This window comes from Gilvimarinus chinensis DSM 19667 (assembly GCF_000377745.1).
Taxonomy (GTDB): Bacteria; Pseudomonadota; Gammaproteobacteria; order Pseudomonadales; family Cellvibrionaceae; genus Gilvimarinus; species Gilvimarinus chinensis.
Genome location: NZ_KB898710.1, coordinates 156705 through 175358, shown reverse-complemented (window position 1 = coordinate 175358; position 18654 = coordinate 156705). Strand labels below are relative to the sequence as shown.

The following is an 18654-nucleotide window of genomic DNA, read 5'->3' as shown; positions in this document are numbered from 1 at the left end:
AACTTTACCCGGGATACCTCCATGAGCAATGTTTCGCGCGGCTACCGTGATTCTTCAAGGCCTGCCCAAACCAAACTGGCGAGTAAGGTTTTCTACGCGCTGTTATTTTTTTCCTGCCTTGCGCTTAGTGGCATTTCCATGCCAGGAGCTGCGCAAACTTCAGAAAAAAACGCGCCCGATGTTGTCTTCAACATCGCCAAAGGTCGCGCGTCTAAGCTTGCTGAACAGCCCTATCAGCAACCCGAATACGATGTGCCGCAAACCTTGCGCGAGATGAATTACGAACAATACCGCTCCATTCATTTTCGTCGCGAAGCTGGCCTGTGGCAGCACGACTCGCTGTTTGAAGTGCAGTTTTTTCACCCGGGCTTTTACTATAATGAGCCGGTCAACATCACCACCGTAGACCGCGCCGGTGCCAATGCCCGTATTCCTTTTAAACCCGAATTTTTCCGCTACGGTGATCAGGCTAAACCCATCGCCGACGCTGTTACGGCCGATCTCGGCTACGCGGGTTTTCGAGTGCACTACCCTCTCAACGAGGCCGATCGCAAAAGCGAATTTATTGTCTTTCAGGGTGCCACCTACTTTCGCATTGTGGGGCCGGGGCAGGTGTATGGCATTTCTGCCAGAGGTCTTGCCGTAGATACAGCCGAAAGCAGCGGTGAGGAGTTTCCGGTATTTCGAGATTTCTGGCTGCTACAGCCCGATAAAGAGCAAACCACATTAACCGTGGTAGCACTCATGGACAGCCCATCCATAAGCGGCGCTTATCGCTTCACCCTAAAGCCCGGCGCCCCCACCATTGTTGATGTGGATGCTGCGCTTTACCCGCGCACCGAAATTAATAAAGTTGGCGTCGCACCTTTAACCAGTATGTTTTTTCACGGCGAAAACAGTACACGCTACGTAGACGATATTCGCCCTGAAATTCACGACTCCGACGGCCTTTTGGTGCAAAACGCTCAGAACAACTGGACTTGGCGCCCGCTAAGCAATCCGAGGGTTTTGCGTGTTTCCTCCCTGCAGGAAACTAACCCCAAAGGCTTTGGCCTGCTGCAGCGAGACCGCGACTTCAACAGTTATTTAGACGCTGAAGCTCATTACGCTGAACGCCCAAGCCTGTGGGTAAGCCCTAAAGGTGAATGGGGTGCCGGACGGGTTGAGTTGGTGGAAATTCCCACCAACTCCGAAACCAACGATAACATCGTTGCCTATTGGGTACCGCAGGAACCCCTGCAGCCCAAAGCCGAACATTTGTACGCTTATCAGCTGCGTACCTTTGAAGACCGCCTGCCCGAGCAATCTCTCGCCCAGGTAGAGCGCACGCGCACGGGCTGGGCCGCCATTCCGGGCCAGGAGGATGGACCGCCTCGCTCACACCGTAAGTTTGCCATCGACTTTAGCGGCGGCGAGTTGCACAACATTTCACCCGAGGCCGAGCTGAAAGCAAAAACCGCCGTCACCGGGGGTGAAATTACCGACGTGGTGGTTCAATCATTACCCGCACCCGGTACTTGGCGGATCGCCTTTACCCTGATTCCCGAAGGCGAAGGTCCTGCCGATATGCAAGTGTCTTTATCCATGCGCGACCAACAACTGAGCGAGGTTTGGAGCTATGTCTGGTACCCCGACGCTGTACAGTAAAATGTCGTCGCAACCATCAACCGACGAGCAAAACCCCGCAAGCGACGCAGAGCATCTGACGGAAAATACCATCGCTATGCCGGGCATAACCGCACGCCGGGTGCTTTTCTTCACCATGGTACTGGTGCTAGGAGCGCTAGGCGTGGGCATGATGTTTGAAATTCTGCGCCCCAACGACATTACCTGGCTTGAAATAAGTTTGTTAGGCTTATTCGCCATTACGTTTCTCTGGATCGTATTCGCCTTTACTAGCGGCGCTATCGGCTTTGTATTACAGCTGTTTCAGCTGGACCCCCTTACGTTAAAGCGACAAACATCGATACCCGACCCGTACCCGAAAGTCAGCACTCGCACCGCTGTTGTCATGCCGGTGTACAACGAAGACACGGTTCGCGTTATTGCGGGCTTTGAGGCAAGTCTGCGCTCCCTGGAAAAAACCGGCCAATTGGACGCCTTCGACTTTTACCTTATCAGCGATACACAAAATCCCGAAATCGCGCGCGCCGAAGCCGGTGCCTGGCAGCGCTTGTGTGAACGCTTGGGCCCGCTTGCGGAAAAAGTTTTTTATCGGCGTCGAGTTAAGAACACTGGGCGCAAGGTCGGTAACGTCAGCGACTTTTGCTGTCGTTGGGGCGACAAGTACGAATCGATGATTGTGCTGGATGCCGACAGCGTCATGAGTGGCGAGTGCATGCTATCGCTGGTGCACGCCATGGAGCAAAACCCCAAAACCGCCCTGGTGCAAACCGTTCCAGTACCGGTACGCCAGCACACCATGTTCGGTCGCTTTTTGCAGTTTGCCGCCGATCTTTACAGCCCGATGCTCGCTACCGGCCTCGCCTTTTGGCAAACCGACACGGCCAACTACTGGGGCCACAACGCTATTATTCGTATCGAGCCATTTATGCAGCACTGTGGCCTGCCAGAGCTGAAAGGCCGCGGCCCGTTTAGCGGTGAAATTCTCAGCCACGACTTTGTGGAAGCTGCCATGCTGCGGCGCGCAGGCTGGGATGTGATACTGCTGGCCGACTTGCGCGGCAGCTACGAAGAAGTGCCCAGCAATATGCTCGATTACGCTACCCGCGACCGACGCTGGGTGCAGGGCAATATTCAACACATGGGGATTATCCGTGGCAAAGGCCTGCATGGGTTAAGTCGCTTACACTTTTTTCAAGGTGCCGTCGCCTACGTGTCGTCATTACTGTGGCTTAGTATGCTCGCGCTCAGCAGTATCGATGCGGTCGTGCGTGCCACCACCAGCAACGAATTTTTTACCTCCGGTTTTCAATTATTCCCCAACTGGCCCATCGCTAAAACCGGGTTAATTTTTTCCCTGCTCAGCTTAACCGTGGCGCTGCTTATTTTGCCCAAGGTGTTCGGCGTAATTATCGCTTTACTACATCGGCGCGGAGAATTTGGCGGAGCCTTTAAACTGATGATTGGTGCGGTGGTCGAAACCGCTTTTGCCATTTTAATTGCACCATTGATGATGGTGTTTCATGCCTACTTTGTGATCTCGGTACTGGTGGGCCACAAAGTCAGCTGGAACGCTCAGGCACGTGAAGGGCGTATGGTACCGTGGCGCGAAGCCTTTGCTCATACCCTGCCCGCCACCCTGGTGGCGATCGCCTGGGGCGCCGTCACCTACGTACTCACCCCCGTGTTCTTCTGGTGGATGACCCCGGTGCTGGCCGGCCTGGTACTGGCCGCGCCTATCGTGCGCTACAGCAGCAGCTTATCTCTTGGCCAATGGCTGCGAACTAAAGGGATTTTTATCACACCGCCAGAAACCCACGAACCGGCTGTGCTTACCGAGGTAGCAACGCTGTTGCACGAAGACCGTGGTGATTATCCGGATTGCCCGGAGCCTGCGGTGCCAGCATCAAGGTGGCGGGATATGCCGATTCAGAGCTTCTAAGCTAAAGCGATACAAAATATCACCAGCGAGCACTTCAGCTGCATTTACCTTGGTTCAGCAGGAGTGCTCGTAAAAGCAGGAATCGGAATACCGAGAAAAGAAGTCTGCTAAATACTCGAACCGTACGTCTTCATCACTGTATTTATTTGATACAGACTTGTACGCAAGACTCACTGCCGCCTCGTCTCGCTGACTTACCTCCCAAGCCTTAACCGCTTTCGTTAAGGCAGCGGCCTCGGAGTATAATCCAACTTCTCGATAGCATAAGATGATTTTTTCCATTTCATCACGCTTATTTTCAATCGCATACCAATCACTGAATTGACAGTTGGTCTCCCAATTAAATATGTATGCCACAAGAAAATAACCTTCTGGAAGAGAACTCTCTTCTATTTCCGATAGCATTAGTTCATCAGATAACTGAAAAAGGGAATCGAGAAAGTCCTCTTCCTTTAAATACCGCCAAAACTCAATTTCACATGCCCGCTGGGAGGTTACTTTTTGTAGAAGGGGCACAACGCTATCAGGTACTTTCATAGGAAGTTAATCTTTCTTTCAATAGTTTTCTATAAACAACTGAAAAACTACCAAGCAGATACAATGGTTATTGTAACGGTTTAAAATCAAACCGCATGGTAATAACGCCCTCGTCCATATCGCGCTTTACCACAAAACCCAAAGAGCGGGCCAATCCTGCCATACCGTGATTTTGCAGCATGGTTTCGCCCGTTAAATAGTCAATACCGCTATCACGACAGTAGTCGAGCATTTTTTTTAGCAGACGCTTGCCCAGGCCCTGGCCTTTCATATCGGCGCGCACCACAACGGCAAATTCGCCCTCGGTGTTTTCCGGATCCATTAAGGCGCGTACAACGCCCAGTGTTTCTTCGCGTCCATCGTCACATACAGCACTGGCAATAAACGCCATTTCACGGTCGTAATCAATTTGTGTTTGCCGTGCTAACTGCTCGTGCCCCAGGCTTGGCATTTCAGAAAAGTAACGGTTATAGCGATCGACCCCCAGTAGGCGCCGATCAAACTCTTTATGAGTTGCCTCATCTTCGGGGCGAATAGGCCGCAAAATGACATCGCGGCCATTGTTCAAGCGAATGTTTTCTTCCAGCTCCTTGGGGTAAGGACGGATGGCGAGCTGTCGTGCATTGGGGTCGCCAAGCTTAACGCTGATATCCAGCACCGTCAGCTCGGCGCCGGAGGCCAGCACGGGGTTAATATCCAGCTCTTGAATTTCCGGGTGGTCAATAACAATTTGGTTTACTTGTGTCAGCAGTACTTCAAGCGCGTGACGATTCAGCGGCTGCTGCAAGTTGCGGTCGCGGATTTTACCTTCAGCCAGCGCCTGAATAACCAAGTACCGGGCCAGCGCCATATTTAATGGCGGCAGAGCGACGACGGTATGGCGATCCGTATCCAGCTCGGTGCCGCCCTCGCCTAACAAAATAACCGGGCCAAATACCGGATCATTTTTTACGGCAATGCGCAGCTCGTACGCACCGGCGCGCCGGGCCATTTGCTGTAAGGTGAAGCCTTCGACGCGGGCGTTGGGATAAGTGGTGGCCACGCGCTTTAACATGTTCTCGGCGGTTTGGTGCACCTCTTGCGCGGCGTGTAAATTGAGAACCACGCCACCCACTTCCGATTTATGCAAAATATCCTGCGAGACAATTTTAAGCGCTACCGGAAAGCCGATGCTTGAGGCCTGCAGCGCCGCTTCACCAGGAGTCAGTGCGGTAGAGGTGGGCAAGGTTTTAATACCGTACGCCTGCAAAAGCGGCACAATATCTTCGGTGGTTAACTGATTGTCACCCCGGCTATGGGCCAGATTAACCACTTTGCGAGCACTGAGAATATCGTGAGGGATGCCGGCAGGTACCGACTCGGGTGTTTCCAGTAACAGTTTTTGGTTGCGGCGGTATTGAACCATATGCATAAACGCGCCCACAGCCCCTTCGGGTGTACGAAACGATGCAACCCCCGCGCGCGAGAATTTTTGCCGCGCCGCCACCGAAGCCCCCTCGCCCATCCACGCAACCAGCACATTGGGGATGCGCCCCGGTTTTCGCTTGATGGTTTGAATCACTTTGGCCGCGTAGGTTTCTCCGGACACCAGCGCCGAGGGGCCGTGTAATACCAGTAAATTATCAACCTCTGGCGCGTCTAAAAGGATGTCTAACGCCCGTTGATACAGCTCTGGCGAAGCATCGCCCAACAAGTTTACCGGGTTGCCGCTGTGCCCACCTACCGGCACCACATCGCGCAATCGCTGCAGGGTTTGTTCGCTAAGGGTTTCCAGTCGGCCGCCATTGTTGATGAGCGTATCCACCGCCATCAGCGCCGGGCCTATGCCATTGGTAAGTACGGCAAGTCTTTCACCGTGAATGGGCTTACCATGGGCGAGAGTTTCTACGGCGGCGAACAGCTCGCGTAACTCTCCCACCCGCAACATCCCCGCGCGGCGGAAGGCGGCGTCGTACACACTGTCGGCGCCGATTTGATCTGCAGCAACGGTGGCCGCGGCCTCAAGGCTTTGCAGGGTATGGCCAGTTTTAATGACCAGAACCGGCTTATATACCGAGGTGGCCCGCGCGGCGGACATAAACAAACGGCCGCTGCGAATAGACTCTACGTACAACAAAATGGCATTGGTTTTGGCGTCGCGCCCCAAATAATCCAACAGCTCGTCATAATCCACATCGGCGCCATCACCCAGCGCAATAAAATGGGAAAAGCCAATACCGCGCTTTTCAGCCCAATCCAGAATAGTGGTGCACACTGCAGACGACTGACTGACAAAGGCAAGCTTGCCGGGTAAGGCAGCGGTATGGGCGTAGCTGGCATTTAACCCCAACCCCGGCACCATAAGCCCAAGGCTGTTGGGGCCGAGAATACGCATCTGCCAGCGCCGCGCTGCGGCGAGCATAGCCTCTTGCACGCTCCCACCATCCACCTGAAGCTGTGCAAGCCCCGCCGCAATCACGATGGCATTGCGGCAACCAAACTCGCCCAACTGCTCGATGATGTCCGGTACGCGATCACCGCGGGTACAGATAATCGCCAAATCTGGCACCACGGGCAGCTCGTTGATCGAGCCGTAGGCGAGCACACCGTTTATGGCCGAGTACTTTGGGTTAACCGGCATGATGGGCCCGGCAAAATTTGCCTGCAATAAATTGCGCATAACAGCGTTACCGGGCCGATTGGCTCGGTTAGAGGCGCCGATAACAGCTACCGATGCAGGATGTAATAATTTGTCGATATGTTTAAGACTCATGAGCCAATTTTAGAACTTGTGTGCAGTCGTTGGATAGTGGCAACTCATCATAGATTTAATTTCGTTACCATCCACTGAATGTGTTAAAACCACTGATACATTCTCTATAAGCTACGCACTGAGCTGCATACTGAACACCCTCAGGCAACACCTTAACCATGCTGTAACGGACTTACCCCGCTATGACAGATCTGCCGCTGATTCTCGCAGGCCCCCTACTGCGCCATACCACCGCCACAACGATCACCTTGTGGCTGTGTACCAGTTGCCGCTGCAGTATAGAATTGCAACTGCACCTCCCAGATGACGAGCTGCAAACCTATACCCCCAAGCAACAACAGGTCGCGCTGGGCACTCACTGCTATATGCAACTGCTGCAGCTGGACCTGTCGACACCACTGCCCGAGGGTGCGGCTATCGGCTACGAAATAATATTTAACGGCGAGCAACAAACCCTGTTGCGAGACCGCCTTCCTCACTTGTGTTACAACGACGAGACTCATCCCAGTTTTATTATCCAGCCGACCCTCAAGCGATTATTGCATGGCTCCTGCCGCAAGCCCCATCACCTAGGAGAGGATGGTTTGTGCGCTGCCGATACCTTCATGGCGCAAACACGGCACGATAGTGAACAAACGCCCGCTTTACTGTTAATGACCGGCGACCAAGTTTACGCAGACGATGTGGCAGGGCCGATGCTTAGTGCCATTCATCAGCTAATCGAGAAACTGGGCCTTGCCGGTGAACATTTCAGTGGTGCCACTGTTGACGATACCCAAGCGCTGTTTCGCTGCGATAATAACTACTACCAGCGCGATCAATTACTCCCACGCAATAAAGGGAACCGCGACCTGCTGGAGCTTTTTTTCGGCGGCGCCGAAAAGCCAATTTTCACCTCTGTCGGAGCGCATAATCATTTAATTTCCCTCAGTGAAATGCTGGCCATGTACATACTTACCTGGTCTCCGCTGTGCTGGGATCTGGTGAACCTGAAAACGCCACCGGCGGGCGTAAAAACGCAATACCACGAGCAGTATTTTGAAGAGCTCAAGGCCATCAATGACTTCGCGGCAGGTTTGGATAAAGTGCAAAGACTGCTGGCTCATGTACCGACGTATATGATCTTTGATGATCACGACGTCACCGATGACTGGAACCTTACGCGCGGCTGGGAAGAGACCGCCTACGGCCATCCATTTTCACGTCGTATTATCGGCAATGCCCTTATCGCCTATTGGTTGTGTCAGGGATGGGGCAATAACCCGGAAACCTTTACCCCCTTAATGGCAAAGCTGGATTCTGTATTCGCCGGGCAAACACTAAACCACCAGGATCAACTGGTCGACACTTTACTGAATTGGGAACAGTGGCATTACGAACTCGACACCCAGCCGCCGATCCTGGTGCTGGATACCCGTACCCGACGCTGGCGATCAGAATCCAATGCCAATCGGCCTTCCGGGCTCATGGATTGGGAAGCGCTGACGGATATGCAACAAAAGCTGATTGGCCATAAAAGCGTGATCATGGTATCGCCAAGTCCAGTCTTCGGGGTCAAACTGATTGAAGTGGTTCAGAGAATATTTACTTTTTTTGGAAAGGCCCTGATGGTGGATGCGGAAAACTGGATGGCTCACCCGGGCGCGGCCAACGTGATGCTGAACATTTTCTCTCACCATAAAACGCCACCTCACTTTATTATTTTATCCGGTGATGTGCATTACTCATTTGTTTACGATGTCACCATACGTCGGCGTAAGTGCAGCCCTGAGATTACCCAAATTACCGCCAGCGGTTTAAAAAACACTTTTCCAGACACACTCCTGAAATGGTTCGACAGACTCAACCGATGGCTTTACGCCAGTCGATCGCCATTGAACATGTTCACCAAGCGACGACGCATGCGAATACGACAGCGGCACGTATGCGGACAAAAGCACGATCGTTTACTCAATCAGTGCGGCATCGGTTTGGTCGAACTGCATAACGACTGCGATGATATTAAAGCCAGCGTTATCCATCAAAATTCGCAGCAGGATTTTTATTAACACTTGTTAAACCAATAATGGCTTTAAATAAAAAAACCTGCCTTCGGGTAACCTGAAGGCAGGTTTATATTGCGAACAACCACAAAAATTAATAGTTCACAGAGTATTGCTCTGCACGATACTCGGGTAAATTATCCAGCTGGTCTTCGCTCATCGGCGTATCCCACACAATCTGATTACCTTCGGCCTTCAATTGACGGGCGTCCACCAACACGTCCTTGTCGCCAATGCCAATAAAACCGCCGACGCTGATCACAAGATCGGTCACGCGATTGTCTTTCACTATCACCTTTTCAATCTCACCAAGGGTTTTACCCTCGCGGTTCACCACATCGCGCCCCTCCAGGTTTTTGGCCTGAGTCGCTGGGGCGGATGCTAACGAAGGACCATCGCTTGGTACAGATTTCGGGCTTTCGTTGGTGTTGTACTGCGCAACGCCTTGCCCTTCACCGTCCATTTCAGCATTCATGCCGGAACCCTGCGGATGACTGGCCAGTGAGTGCGCTTGGCCACCAGTGTGCTGCTCGGATTCAGACAACCTATCGCTTCGCAGTAATTCCCGTGCAAAAACGGCATATTCTTCACTGTTTAATGCGTCGTCGGCGTTATCGTCAAAGCGATCCATCACTTTGTCTTTATTCCAGTCGCGCTGCTGCAAATCCTTCTCATAGGTTTTTGACAACTCGGGATACTCAATCTTCCCGCTTGTGTCTTGATCCAATTGGGAGAAAGATTTTAAATTAACCGACGACTGGTATACGCTTCGCTCGCCTGCCTCTTTCATTTCGTCCGCCAACACAGTTGGAGAAGCTAGCAAACCGCCTGCAAGAGCAATAACAGCCGATTTTGTATACAGAGATTTACGTAAAGTACTCATAAAATCACCTCAATGGTTTGGTAATTTAAGCGCTCAGGAAAATCTAAGCGCCCTGAATTTACCCCCAAGTCCGTGGTATTAGAATGTGTACTGTAAGTTGACGCTGGCGTAATCCACATCCATATTCAGCGGTTCACTTTGCAGCACATTGACTTCGTCTCGTTCGATATCAAAATTAAAACGTTCATACTCAACCCGCAGGTCTAGGTGTTCGGCCAGCTGAAATTTTGTACCCACACCCCAGAAGGTATCATCGCCGTCAAATTCCTCTTCCAGGTTAGCCACATCTGTATTTAAGCGCGTGTCGCTATCCCACCAAAGCTGACCGCCTTTCGCGTAGAGAGAAAAAACCTTGGTAATAGGCGCTTCTAAAATCAGCGCCAGAGAGGCACCCGACGGGTCAAAAGTGACAACGTCGTTACTGGCCTCATCAAAATCAATGTAGGCACCTTCAACGCCGATGTATTCGTTAAACTTGACCAGAGCAAAAGCCTTTTTAGCGGCTTCATCTTCATCAAAATCCCCGTCTTTCATCTTAGTCACACCATAACCGGCCCCAACTGAGAGCTCGGGTTCAAAGCGCCAGCCATTGTCTGCTGACTGAGCCAATACGGAAGCCGAAGACGCGCACAGAACACATACTGAAAAAACCTGCTTAATCATAGGTACTACTCCTAAATCATCCTAAATACAGATCGCTAACAGACAGGGGTTAAGCGATTACGCACGGGTTATCGCAACCCTCATGCCAGAATCTTTGCGCACCCAGTTGGAGTTAGATTTTCTTCACATTTTTCCCAGATCAATGTGATCAACGCACAGAATAATGTGCGAATTCGTGCAGATACGTTTAAAAAACAATCATGTCCAACAGCGAAACAAAACGTTATCGTTTTATAAAAAGTGCTTGCGATAGGTGCGAAAGGAATGCGGGAGTGAGTATTTGGTAAGAGTTACAAGCTCGAATGCCGGAGGTTACAAGAGCCGGCTTAGTTCAATAGAGAGACACCTCTAAGCCCCATTGTCCTGGTATGGGCACAGGAATCATGACGGCAACCCTATTTACCCGTACAATCGGGTCAAATTCACTTTGAATTCAGGATGCGTATGGCAGCGCCAGAAACGACAAGCCAGGACCCAACAGAGCCTACCGAGCAATATTCGCCGCCAGCGAATGAAAGCTTACGTCAGAAGCTGAACCGAATTATCTTTGGCTGGGAAAGCCCCGCCGGAAAGTTATTCGATGTCTGTTTAATTTGGGCCATCAGCATCAGTGTTCTCGTGCTAATGCTGGAGTCTGTGGAATGGATTGTACGCGAGTATGATCTTTGGCTAAGGGCGGCGGAGTGGACATTTACGCTGCTGTTTACTGCCGAGTACCTAACCCGTGTCTATTGCGCCGAAAGGCGCTGGGCTTATGTAAAAAGCTTTTACGGCATTGTCGATTTGCTCTCAATACTGCCTTCGTATCTGGCCTTCTTTATACCGGGCGCGAACAACTTGCTGATTATTCGTCTGTTGCGGGTGCTGCGCATTTTCCGGATTTTAAAGCTGGCCCGATACCTGAGCGAAGCTAACCTGTTGATGCGCACCATGCTTTTGGCACGGCGAAAAATATTTGTATTTTTCTCGTCGGTTTTGGTGCTGTCGGTAATTTTTGGCTCATTGATGTATATGGTTGAAGGTCCTGCTCATGGGTTTACCAGCATACCCAAAAGTATTTACTGGACCATCGTTACCATCACTACAGTGGGCTATGGGGACATAGTGCCACAAACCATCTTGGGCCAAATAATTTCAGCAGCGGCCATGCTTACCGGTTACTCCATCATCGCTGTGCCTACCGGCATTCTCACAGCAGAGCTTGCCCAGGAAATGCAACGTGATCGCTACCGCCGCCACTGCCCTGAATGCAAACGCAGCGGTCACGAAGCCGACGCGGCTCACTGTAAGCATTGCGGGGCAGAACTACCCACGGTTAAAAGTGTCCATTAGACGCTCGTATTCACCCCAGAAAAGGCTAAAGCAGCATACGGAAAAACGCCGTGGCAATAACAGAAATATAAAACCTTTGAGGGTATGGCATGGACTTTAAGCGAGCAGTTATTTTGTATTGGCTCTAGCGAATCAATCTATTTCCGTAAGGTAATCAACGGCTGGTAGTCTAAAAAACGAGCCCCACTGGGGCTAATTTTCAACATAAGGCCAATGGATCTATCGACCCTTGGCCAAGAGGCATCCGTTACAGATCAAAGCGGTCCGCATTCATTACTTTTACCCAAGCGCTGATAAAGTCACGCACAAAACGCTCGTTGGCATCGTCCTGTGCGTACACTTCAGACAGAGCACGTAACTGTGAGTTAGAACCAAATATCAAGTCCACTCGCGTAGCCGTCCACTTAAGTGCCCCGGACTTCATATCGCGGCCCTCGTAAGCGTTCTCGCCAGTGGATTTCCACTCGGTGTTTAGATCAGTGACATTCACAAAAAAGTCGTTGCTGAGTTGGCCGGGCCTGTCAGTGAACACGCCGTCTGTGCTGCCCTGGTAGTTAGCACCGAGCACCCGCATACCGCCCACTAGCACCGTCATTTCCGGCGCGCTCAAGCCCAACAGCTGCGCTTTATCAACCAGCATTTCCTCGGGCGAGGTAATGTACAGCTTGCGGCTGTAGTTTCTAAAGCCATCAGCCTCTGGCTCCAGCGGCTCGAAGGACTCGGCATCGGTCAGCTCATCGGTGGTATCTCCACGGCCCGGATTAAAAGGCACGGTAACATTCATGCCCGCCTCTTTTGCGGCTTTTTCAATGGCGGCAGAGCCGGCCAAAATAATCAAATCCGCCACGGATATTTGCTTATTACCCGACTGCGCACCATTAAACTGGTGTTGAATCCCCTCCAGCACCGATAAAACCTTCTGCAGTTGCTCGGGCTGATTGACTTCCCAGTCTTTTTGCGGCGCCAGACGAATACGCGCGCCATTGCCGCCACCGCGCATATCCGACCCACGGTAGGTAGAAGCCGAAGACCAGGCGGTGTACACCAGCTCAGACACACTGAGTCCCGATGCGAGAATTTTCTCTTTCAAGGTAGCCACATCACCATCATCCACCAGCTGATGCTCTACCTCTGGCACTGGGTCCTGCCAAATTAACTCCTCAGCGGGAACCTCTGGACCTAAATAGCGAGCTTTTGGCCCCATGTCTCGATGGGTTAATTTGAACCAGGCACGGGCGAACGCATCGGCAAACTCATCCGGGTTTTTATGAAAGTGCTCGGAGATTTTGCGGTACTCGGGATCTTCGCGCATGGCCATATCGGCGGTACTCATCATGATACCGACACGCTTGTTGGCGTCTTCGGCATCCGGTGCGCGGTCTTTGTCCTGCAGGTTTTTGGGTACCCAGATGTGCGCGCCCGCCGGACTTTTCGCCAGCTCCCAGTCGTAGCCAAACAGCACGTCGAAATAGCTCATGTCCCACTGGGTCGGAGTAGGCGTCCAAGCACCTTCCAGGCCGCTGGTAATGGTATCACTGCCTTTACCCGAGCCGTGGCTGCTAATCCAGCCAAGGCCCATCAGCTCGATGTCGGCGGCCTCTGGCTCGGGGCCAACACTGGCAGCATCGCCTGCACCATGAGTTTTACCAAAGGTATGGCCGCCGGCGGTCAGGGCGACAGTTTCATAGTCGTTCATGGCCATGCGGCCGAAGGTGTCGCGAATGTCCCGCGCCGAAGCCAGAGGGTCGGGGTTGCCATCCGGCCCCTCAGGGTTGACGTAAATCAAACCCATTTGTACGGCGGCCAGAGGGTTTTCCAGATCTCTTTCGCCACTGTAGCGGCTGCCTTCTTTATCGCTGGTGGCCAGCCACTCTTTCTCGGCGCCCCAGTAGATGTCTTGCTCGGGTTCGTACACATCTTCGCGACCACCGGCAAAACCAAAGGTTTTAAACCCCATAGACTCAAGCGACACATTGCCGGTAAGAATGTACAAATCTGCCCACGAGAGTTTATTGCCGTACTTTTTCTTAATCGGCCATAACAAACGACGAGCTTTATCCAGGTTGCCGTTATCCGGCCAACTGTTGAGCGGTGCAAAGCGTTGGGTGCCCGTGCGTGCACCACCGCGACCGTCACCCAAACGGTAGGTACCCGCGCTATGCCAGGCCATACGAATCATAAAGGGGCCATAGTGACCATAATCCGCCGGCCACCAGTCTTGCGAGTCTTTTAGAACTTTCTCGATGTCTTGTTTCACTTCGGCCAAGTTCAGCTTGTTGAACTCGGCGGCGTAATCAAACGCCTGCCCCAGCGGATTAGCGCTGGGGTGATTTTGATGCAATATGCTCAAATTTAACTGATGGGGCCACCAGTGTTCATTACCAGTGCGTTCATCCGCCAACTTGGTCCGAGAGCCGTGCATAACAGGACACTTTCCCTCGCTGATGTTATTCACACCCATTTTCGTATTCCTCTTCTACAGTATTCAACTTATATTTCAGCGTATTCGTGCCGTTTGCCGGCAGGATTTTGTCTTGCAAATTTTTATTAGGTACCTCAGGTCTTTGCCCTCTCTGAGTATGGTTTAACTATTTACTTTTCGCCAAACCAAGCGACTCGAAAACAGCTGGATTTCTCGCATAACACTCTTTCTTCTGAGCAAAAAAAAAGCGAGCCAACTGGCTCGCTTTTTCATATTGCGGTTGTCTCCGGTGCTTACCCCACAAACACTCTCGCGTTGCGGAAAATTCTCATCCAGGCGCCATCTTCTTGCCAGTCATCCGGATGCCATGAGTTCGTCACCGCGCGGAACACTCGCTCGGGGTGCGGCATCATAATGGTGGCGCGGCCGTCTTTACTGGTCACACTGGTAATCCCCTGAGGCGAGCCATTGGGGTTGGCCGGGTACTGCTCTGTCACCTGCAAACTGTTATCGAGATAACGCATGGAAACCAAGCCGCTGGTATCACAAGTATTTAACGCATCAGCATCGGCAAACTCGGCGCGACCTTCTCCGTGTGCAACAGCCACCGGCATGTGTGAGCCCGCCATGCCGTTAAACAATACCGAGGGCGACTCCTGGATTTTTACCAGCGATACCCGCGCTTCAAATTGCTCGGATAAGTTGCGAACAAAGCGCGGCCAATGCTCAGCCCCGGGAATCAGATCTTTCAAGTTCGACATCATCTGACAACCGTTGCACACCCCCAGGCTGAAAGTGTCAGCTCGGTTAAAGAAGCCGGCAAACTGATCACGCACCTGCTGGTTAAACAATACGGTTTTCGCCCATCCTTCACCGGCGCCCAGTACGTCACCGTAGGAGAAACCACCGCAGGCCACTAAACCTTTAAAGGTTTCCAGGCTCACACGCCCGGCCAACAGGTCGCTCATGTGCACATCGACGGCAGCAAAACCCGCGCGGTCAAACGCAGCAGCCATTTCCACATGACCGTTCACACCCTGCTCGCGCAATACGGCAATACGAGGCCGTTCGCCTTTATTGATAAAGGGTGCGGCAACGTCATCGTTAATGTCATAGGTCAACTCGGCACTCAAGCCTGGGTTAGCAGACATAATGGTTTCGAGTTCCTGACGTGCGCAGTCGGGGTTATCCCGCAGTGCTTGCATCTGGTAGCTGGTTTCACTCCACAGGCTTTGCAAAATCACCCGGCTTTGATCGAGCACCAGCTCGCCATTTTGCGTGATACGCAACCAATCGTCTTCGTTCAGCGTACCGATACTGTGTACCAAATCGCCGAGCCCAGCGGCTTGGTAAAGCGCTTTAACGCTTTCAACATTACCGCGCTTCACCTGTACAACAGCGCCCAGCTCTTCGTTGAACAACACCGCCAGTGGGCATTCACCCAAACCGTCGATATCGATGTCGATACCGCAATGACCGGCAAAACTCATTTCCGCCAAGGTGGAGAAAAGGCCGCCGTCAGAGCGATCGTGGTAAGCGATAATCAGCTGTTCGGCCAGCGCTTTTTGCGTCGCCTCAAAAAAGCCTTTGAGCTGCGCGGCGCTGTCCACATCCGCTGGGGTATCACCCAGCTGGTTGTAAGTTTGCGCCAAAATAGAGCCACCTAAACGGTTTTTACCCGCGCCCAGATCGATCAGCAGTAACTCGGTGTCCCCTTGATCGCTGCGAAGTTCAGGTGTCACCGACAAACGCACATCGGTTACCGGAGTAAAGGCCGAAATCACCAGCGACAGAGGCGCGGTAACGGCTTTGTCTTTACCATCTTCATTCCAGGCGGTGCGCATCGACATAGAATCTTTACCCACGGGGATGGTGATACCCAATTCCGGGCACAGCTCCATACCCACCGCTTCTACGGTGCGGTAGAGCTTTTCATCTTCGCCTTTATGGCCCGCTGCACACATCCAGTTGGCCGACAGTTTGATGTCTTTGATGTCGGCGATGGGTGCGCAGGCAATATTGGTTAACGCCTCGCCTACCGCCATTCGGCCCGAAGCAGGAGCATCCAGCAGCGCGGTTGGGGTGCGCTCACCAATGCTCATGGCCTCGCCTTTAACGGAGTCGTAACTGACCGTGGTAATCGCGCAATCAGCCACCGGAACCTGCCAGGGACCTACCATTTGATCGCGCACCACCATGCCGGTAACCGAGCGGTCGCCAATGGTAATCAAAAAGTTTTTGCTGGCCACAGTGGGGTGTTTTAGCACCCGCTCAGCGGCTTCGTGAATATCGATGTCAGTGGTATTAAATTCATCCGATGCCGGGGTGTAACGGCTGGCTTCGCGGTGCATTTTGGGTGGCTTGCCAAACAACAGCGACATGGGCAGATCCACGGGCTTGGCATCAAAGTGCTTGTCGTTCACCACCAGGTGTTGCTCGCTGGTGGATTCGCCCACCACCGCGTAAGGGGCGCGCTCGCGCTCGCACATTTGCTCAAAACGGGCCAGGTTTTCAGGCGCAATGGCGAGCACATAGCGCTCTTGGGATTCATTACACCAAATGGCCAACGGGCTCATGGAGGGCTCATCGTTGGGCACGTTGCGCAGCTCAAAGCTGCCGCCACAGCCGCCGTCTTTAACCAGCTCGGGGAAAGCATTAGAAAGACCGCCAGCGCCCACATCGTGAATAAAGGCGATGGGGTTGTCATTACCCAGCTGCCAGCAGCGGTCGATGACCTCTTGGCAGCGGCGTTCGATTTCCGGGTTCTGGCGCTGCACCGAGGCAAAGTCCAAGTCTTCGGAGGAGCTGCCAGAGTCCATAGAGGACGCGGCGCCACCACCCAACCCAATCAACATGGCCGGGCCACCCAGCACCACCAGTTTACAGCCCGCAGCAAAGGGTGGCTTGTCCACGTGCTCGGTGCGAATGTTGCCATAACCACCTGCCAACATAATCGGCTTGTGGTAGCCGCGGCGCTCGCCGTCGTAGTTTTCTTCAAAGGTACGGAAATAACCGCAAATATTCGGGCGGCCAAATTCGTTGTTAAAGGCCGCGCCCCCGATGGGGCCATCCAGCATAATATCCAGCGCACTGACGATGCGCCCGGGCTTGCCGTAATCCTGCTCCCAGGGTTGGATGTACGAGGGAATCTGCAAGTTGGAAACGGTGAAGCCCGTCAGCCCCACTTTGGGCTTTGAGCCGCGCCCTACCGCGCCTTCGTCGCGGATTTCACCACCGGCGCCTGTGCCCGCGCCAGCAAATGGCGAAATGGCCGTGGGGTGGTTGTGGGTTTCCACTTTCATCAACAGGTTGACGTTTTCGCTGCTGTAGCGGTACTCGGCGGTTTCCGGGTCGGGGTAAAAACGTCCGCCCTCAGGCCCTTCCACGACAGCGGCGTTATCGGCGTAGGCCGACATCACCTGCTCGCCGCCACACTCAAAGGTGTTTTTAATCATTTTGAACAGGCTGCGTGGCTGCTCTTCGCCATCCAGGGTCCAGCTGGCGTTAAAGATTTTGTGGCGGCAGTGCTCAGAGTTGGCCTGGGCGAACATCATCAGCTCAACATCCACCGGGTTGCGGCCCAGTTTTTGGAAGTTTTCTACCAAATAATCAATTTCGTCGTCCGCCAGAGCCAGGCCCAGCTCACCGTTGGCCTTTGCCAAGGCTTCGCGCCCGCCGCCAATAATGTCTACGCTGGTTTGCGGCGCAGGTTCTGCATGGTCAAACAGACCACCGGCCGCCTCAACGCTGGGTAATACAGCCTCAACCATCCGATCGTGCAACAGCGCGGCAACCGCTTCGCGTTCAGTATCGGCGATGTCGCCCTGCACATGGTAGCTAATGCCACGCTCAATGCGTTTTACCTCAAACAGCCCACTGTTATGCGCTATGTCGGTCGCCTTGGAGGACCAGGGCGAGATGGTGCCAAAGCGCGGGACCACTAAAAACAGACGCCCCTCGTGGGACACTTCATCCATACGTGGGCCGTAGGTAAGCAGTTTACCCAGTACCACCTGCTCGTCGTCTGACAGCGGCGCAGCCAGATCGATAAAGTGCGTGTATTCAGCGGCCACGCCGGTGACACCGGGGGCAACGCCTTGCAAACTGGCAAGTAGTTTTTGCGTACGGAAAGGAGAAAGTGCGGGGGCACCGGGCAAAATCAGCATAGCGGGTTGAGCCTCAAGCTAGCGGGGTTGAGTTGTGTACACACAGATCGCCGATAACCCCGTCCGCTGAGGTGAATCGTCCGACCCTAAAAGGGCGGCTATTGTACTGCAATTGCCTAGGGCCTGTTAACTCTAATGAAAGCCAACCATTGGCGGCCTCTGGTTAATAGAGCAAGGGGGGTTACAGCCAGCTCGCCAAGCCTGGCTGGTACAAGACTTTTTTGCGCCTGAGCGTTTCGGGCAGAGGTGAATAACGCTCCTGGCGTTATGGCGGTTATTCAAGCAAGCCAGA

The 18654-nt window shown here is 53.0% G+C and carries 10 protein-coding genes; 4 read left to right on the top strand and 6 right to left on the bottom strand.

Translation table 11 applies throughout. The annotated features are described in order from the left end of the window. Positions 1-21 precede the first annotated feature (21 nt). Both D568_RS0114215 and mdoH read left to right on the top strand, forming a co-directional pair. Positions 22-1647, top strand: coding sequence for an OpgD/OpgG family glucan biosynthesis protein (locus D568_RS0114215; protein ID WP_020210277.1), 1626 nt, complete (start codon positions 22-24; stop codon positions 1645-1647). Beyond that, positions 1619-3565: a glucans biosynthesis glucosyltransferase MdoH gene (gene mdoH / locus D568_RS0114210; RefSeq protein ID WP_020210276.1), complete on the top strand. Its 1947-nt coding sequence runs from the start codon at positions 1619-1621 to the stop codon at positions 3563-3565. The genes D568_RS0114215 and mdoH overlap by 29 nt, the downstream gene beginning before the upstream one ends. 54 nt (positions 3566-3619) lie before the next feature. Here the strand turns inward: mdoH and D568_RS0114205 are convergent, their stop codons facing one another. Continuing rightward, positions 3620-4102, bottom strand: coding sequence for a hypothetical protein (locus D568_RS0114205; RefSeq protein ID WP_020210275.1), 483 nt, complete (start codon positions 4100-4102; stop codon positions 3620-3622). A gap of 67 nt (positions 4103-4169) precedes the next feature. Beyond that, complete coding sequence (locus D568_RS0114200) at positions 4170-6854, bottom strand: bifunctional acetate--CoA ligase family protein/GNAT family N-acetyltransferase (protein WP_020210274.1); 2685 nt, start codon at positions 6852-6854, stop codon at positions 4170-4172. Positions 6855-7036: 182 nt separating this feature from the next. Here D568_RS0114200 and D568_RS0114195 point away from each other — a divergent pair, with 182 nt between their 5' ends. After that, positions 7037-8902 carry a metallophosphoesterase family protein gene (locus tag D568_RS0114195; protein ID WP_020210273.1) on the top strand — a complete coding sequence of 622 codons (1866 nt, stop codon included), beginning with the start codon at positions 7037-7039 and terminating at the stop codon, positions 8900-8902. 88 nt (positions 8903-8990) lie between these two features. Here D568_RS0114195 and D568_RS21175 read toward each other — a convergent pair whose 3' ends face one another. Beyond that, positions 8991-9779: a PRC-barrel domain-containing protein gene (locus D568_RS21175; RefSeq protein WP_020210272.1), complete on the bottom strand. Its 789-nt coding sequence runs from the start codon at positions 9777-9779 to the stop codon at positions 8991-8993. A 78-nt stretch (positions 9780-9857) separates the two neighbouring features. After that, positions 9858-10442, bottom strand: a complete 585-nt coding sequence (locus tag D568_RS0114185) for an outer membrane beta-barrel protein (protein ID WP_020210271.1) — start codon at positions 10440-10442, stop codon at positions 9858-9860. 444 nt (positions 10443-10886) lie between these two features. Between D568_RS0114185 and D568_RS0114180 the strand changes: the two genes are divergently transcribed. Continuing rightward, complete coding sequence (locus tag D568_RS0114180; RefSeq protein WP_020210270.1) at positions 10887-11774, top strand: ion transporter; 888 nt, start codon at positions 10887-10889, stop codon at positions 11772-11774. 247 nt (positions 11775-12021) lie between these two features. Here D568_RS0114180 and katG read toward each other — a convergent pair whose 3' ends face one another. Together katG and purL are read right to left on the bottom strand one after the other, a co-directional pair. Continuing rightward, positions 12022-14235, bottom strand: coding sequence for a catalase/peroxidase HPI (katG, locus tag D568_RS0114175; RefSeq protein ID WP_020210269.1), 2214 nt, complete (start codon positions 14233-14235; stop codon positions 12022-12024). Between the two features lie 254 nt (positions 14236-14489). After that, complete coding sequence (gene purL / locus D568_RS0114170; RefSeq protein ID WP_020210268.1) at positions 14490-18362, bottom strand: phosphoribosylformylglycinamidine synthase; 3873 nt, start codon at positions 18360-18362, stop codon at positions 14490-14492. Positions 18363-18654 lie beyond the last annotated feature (292 nt).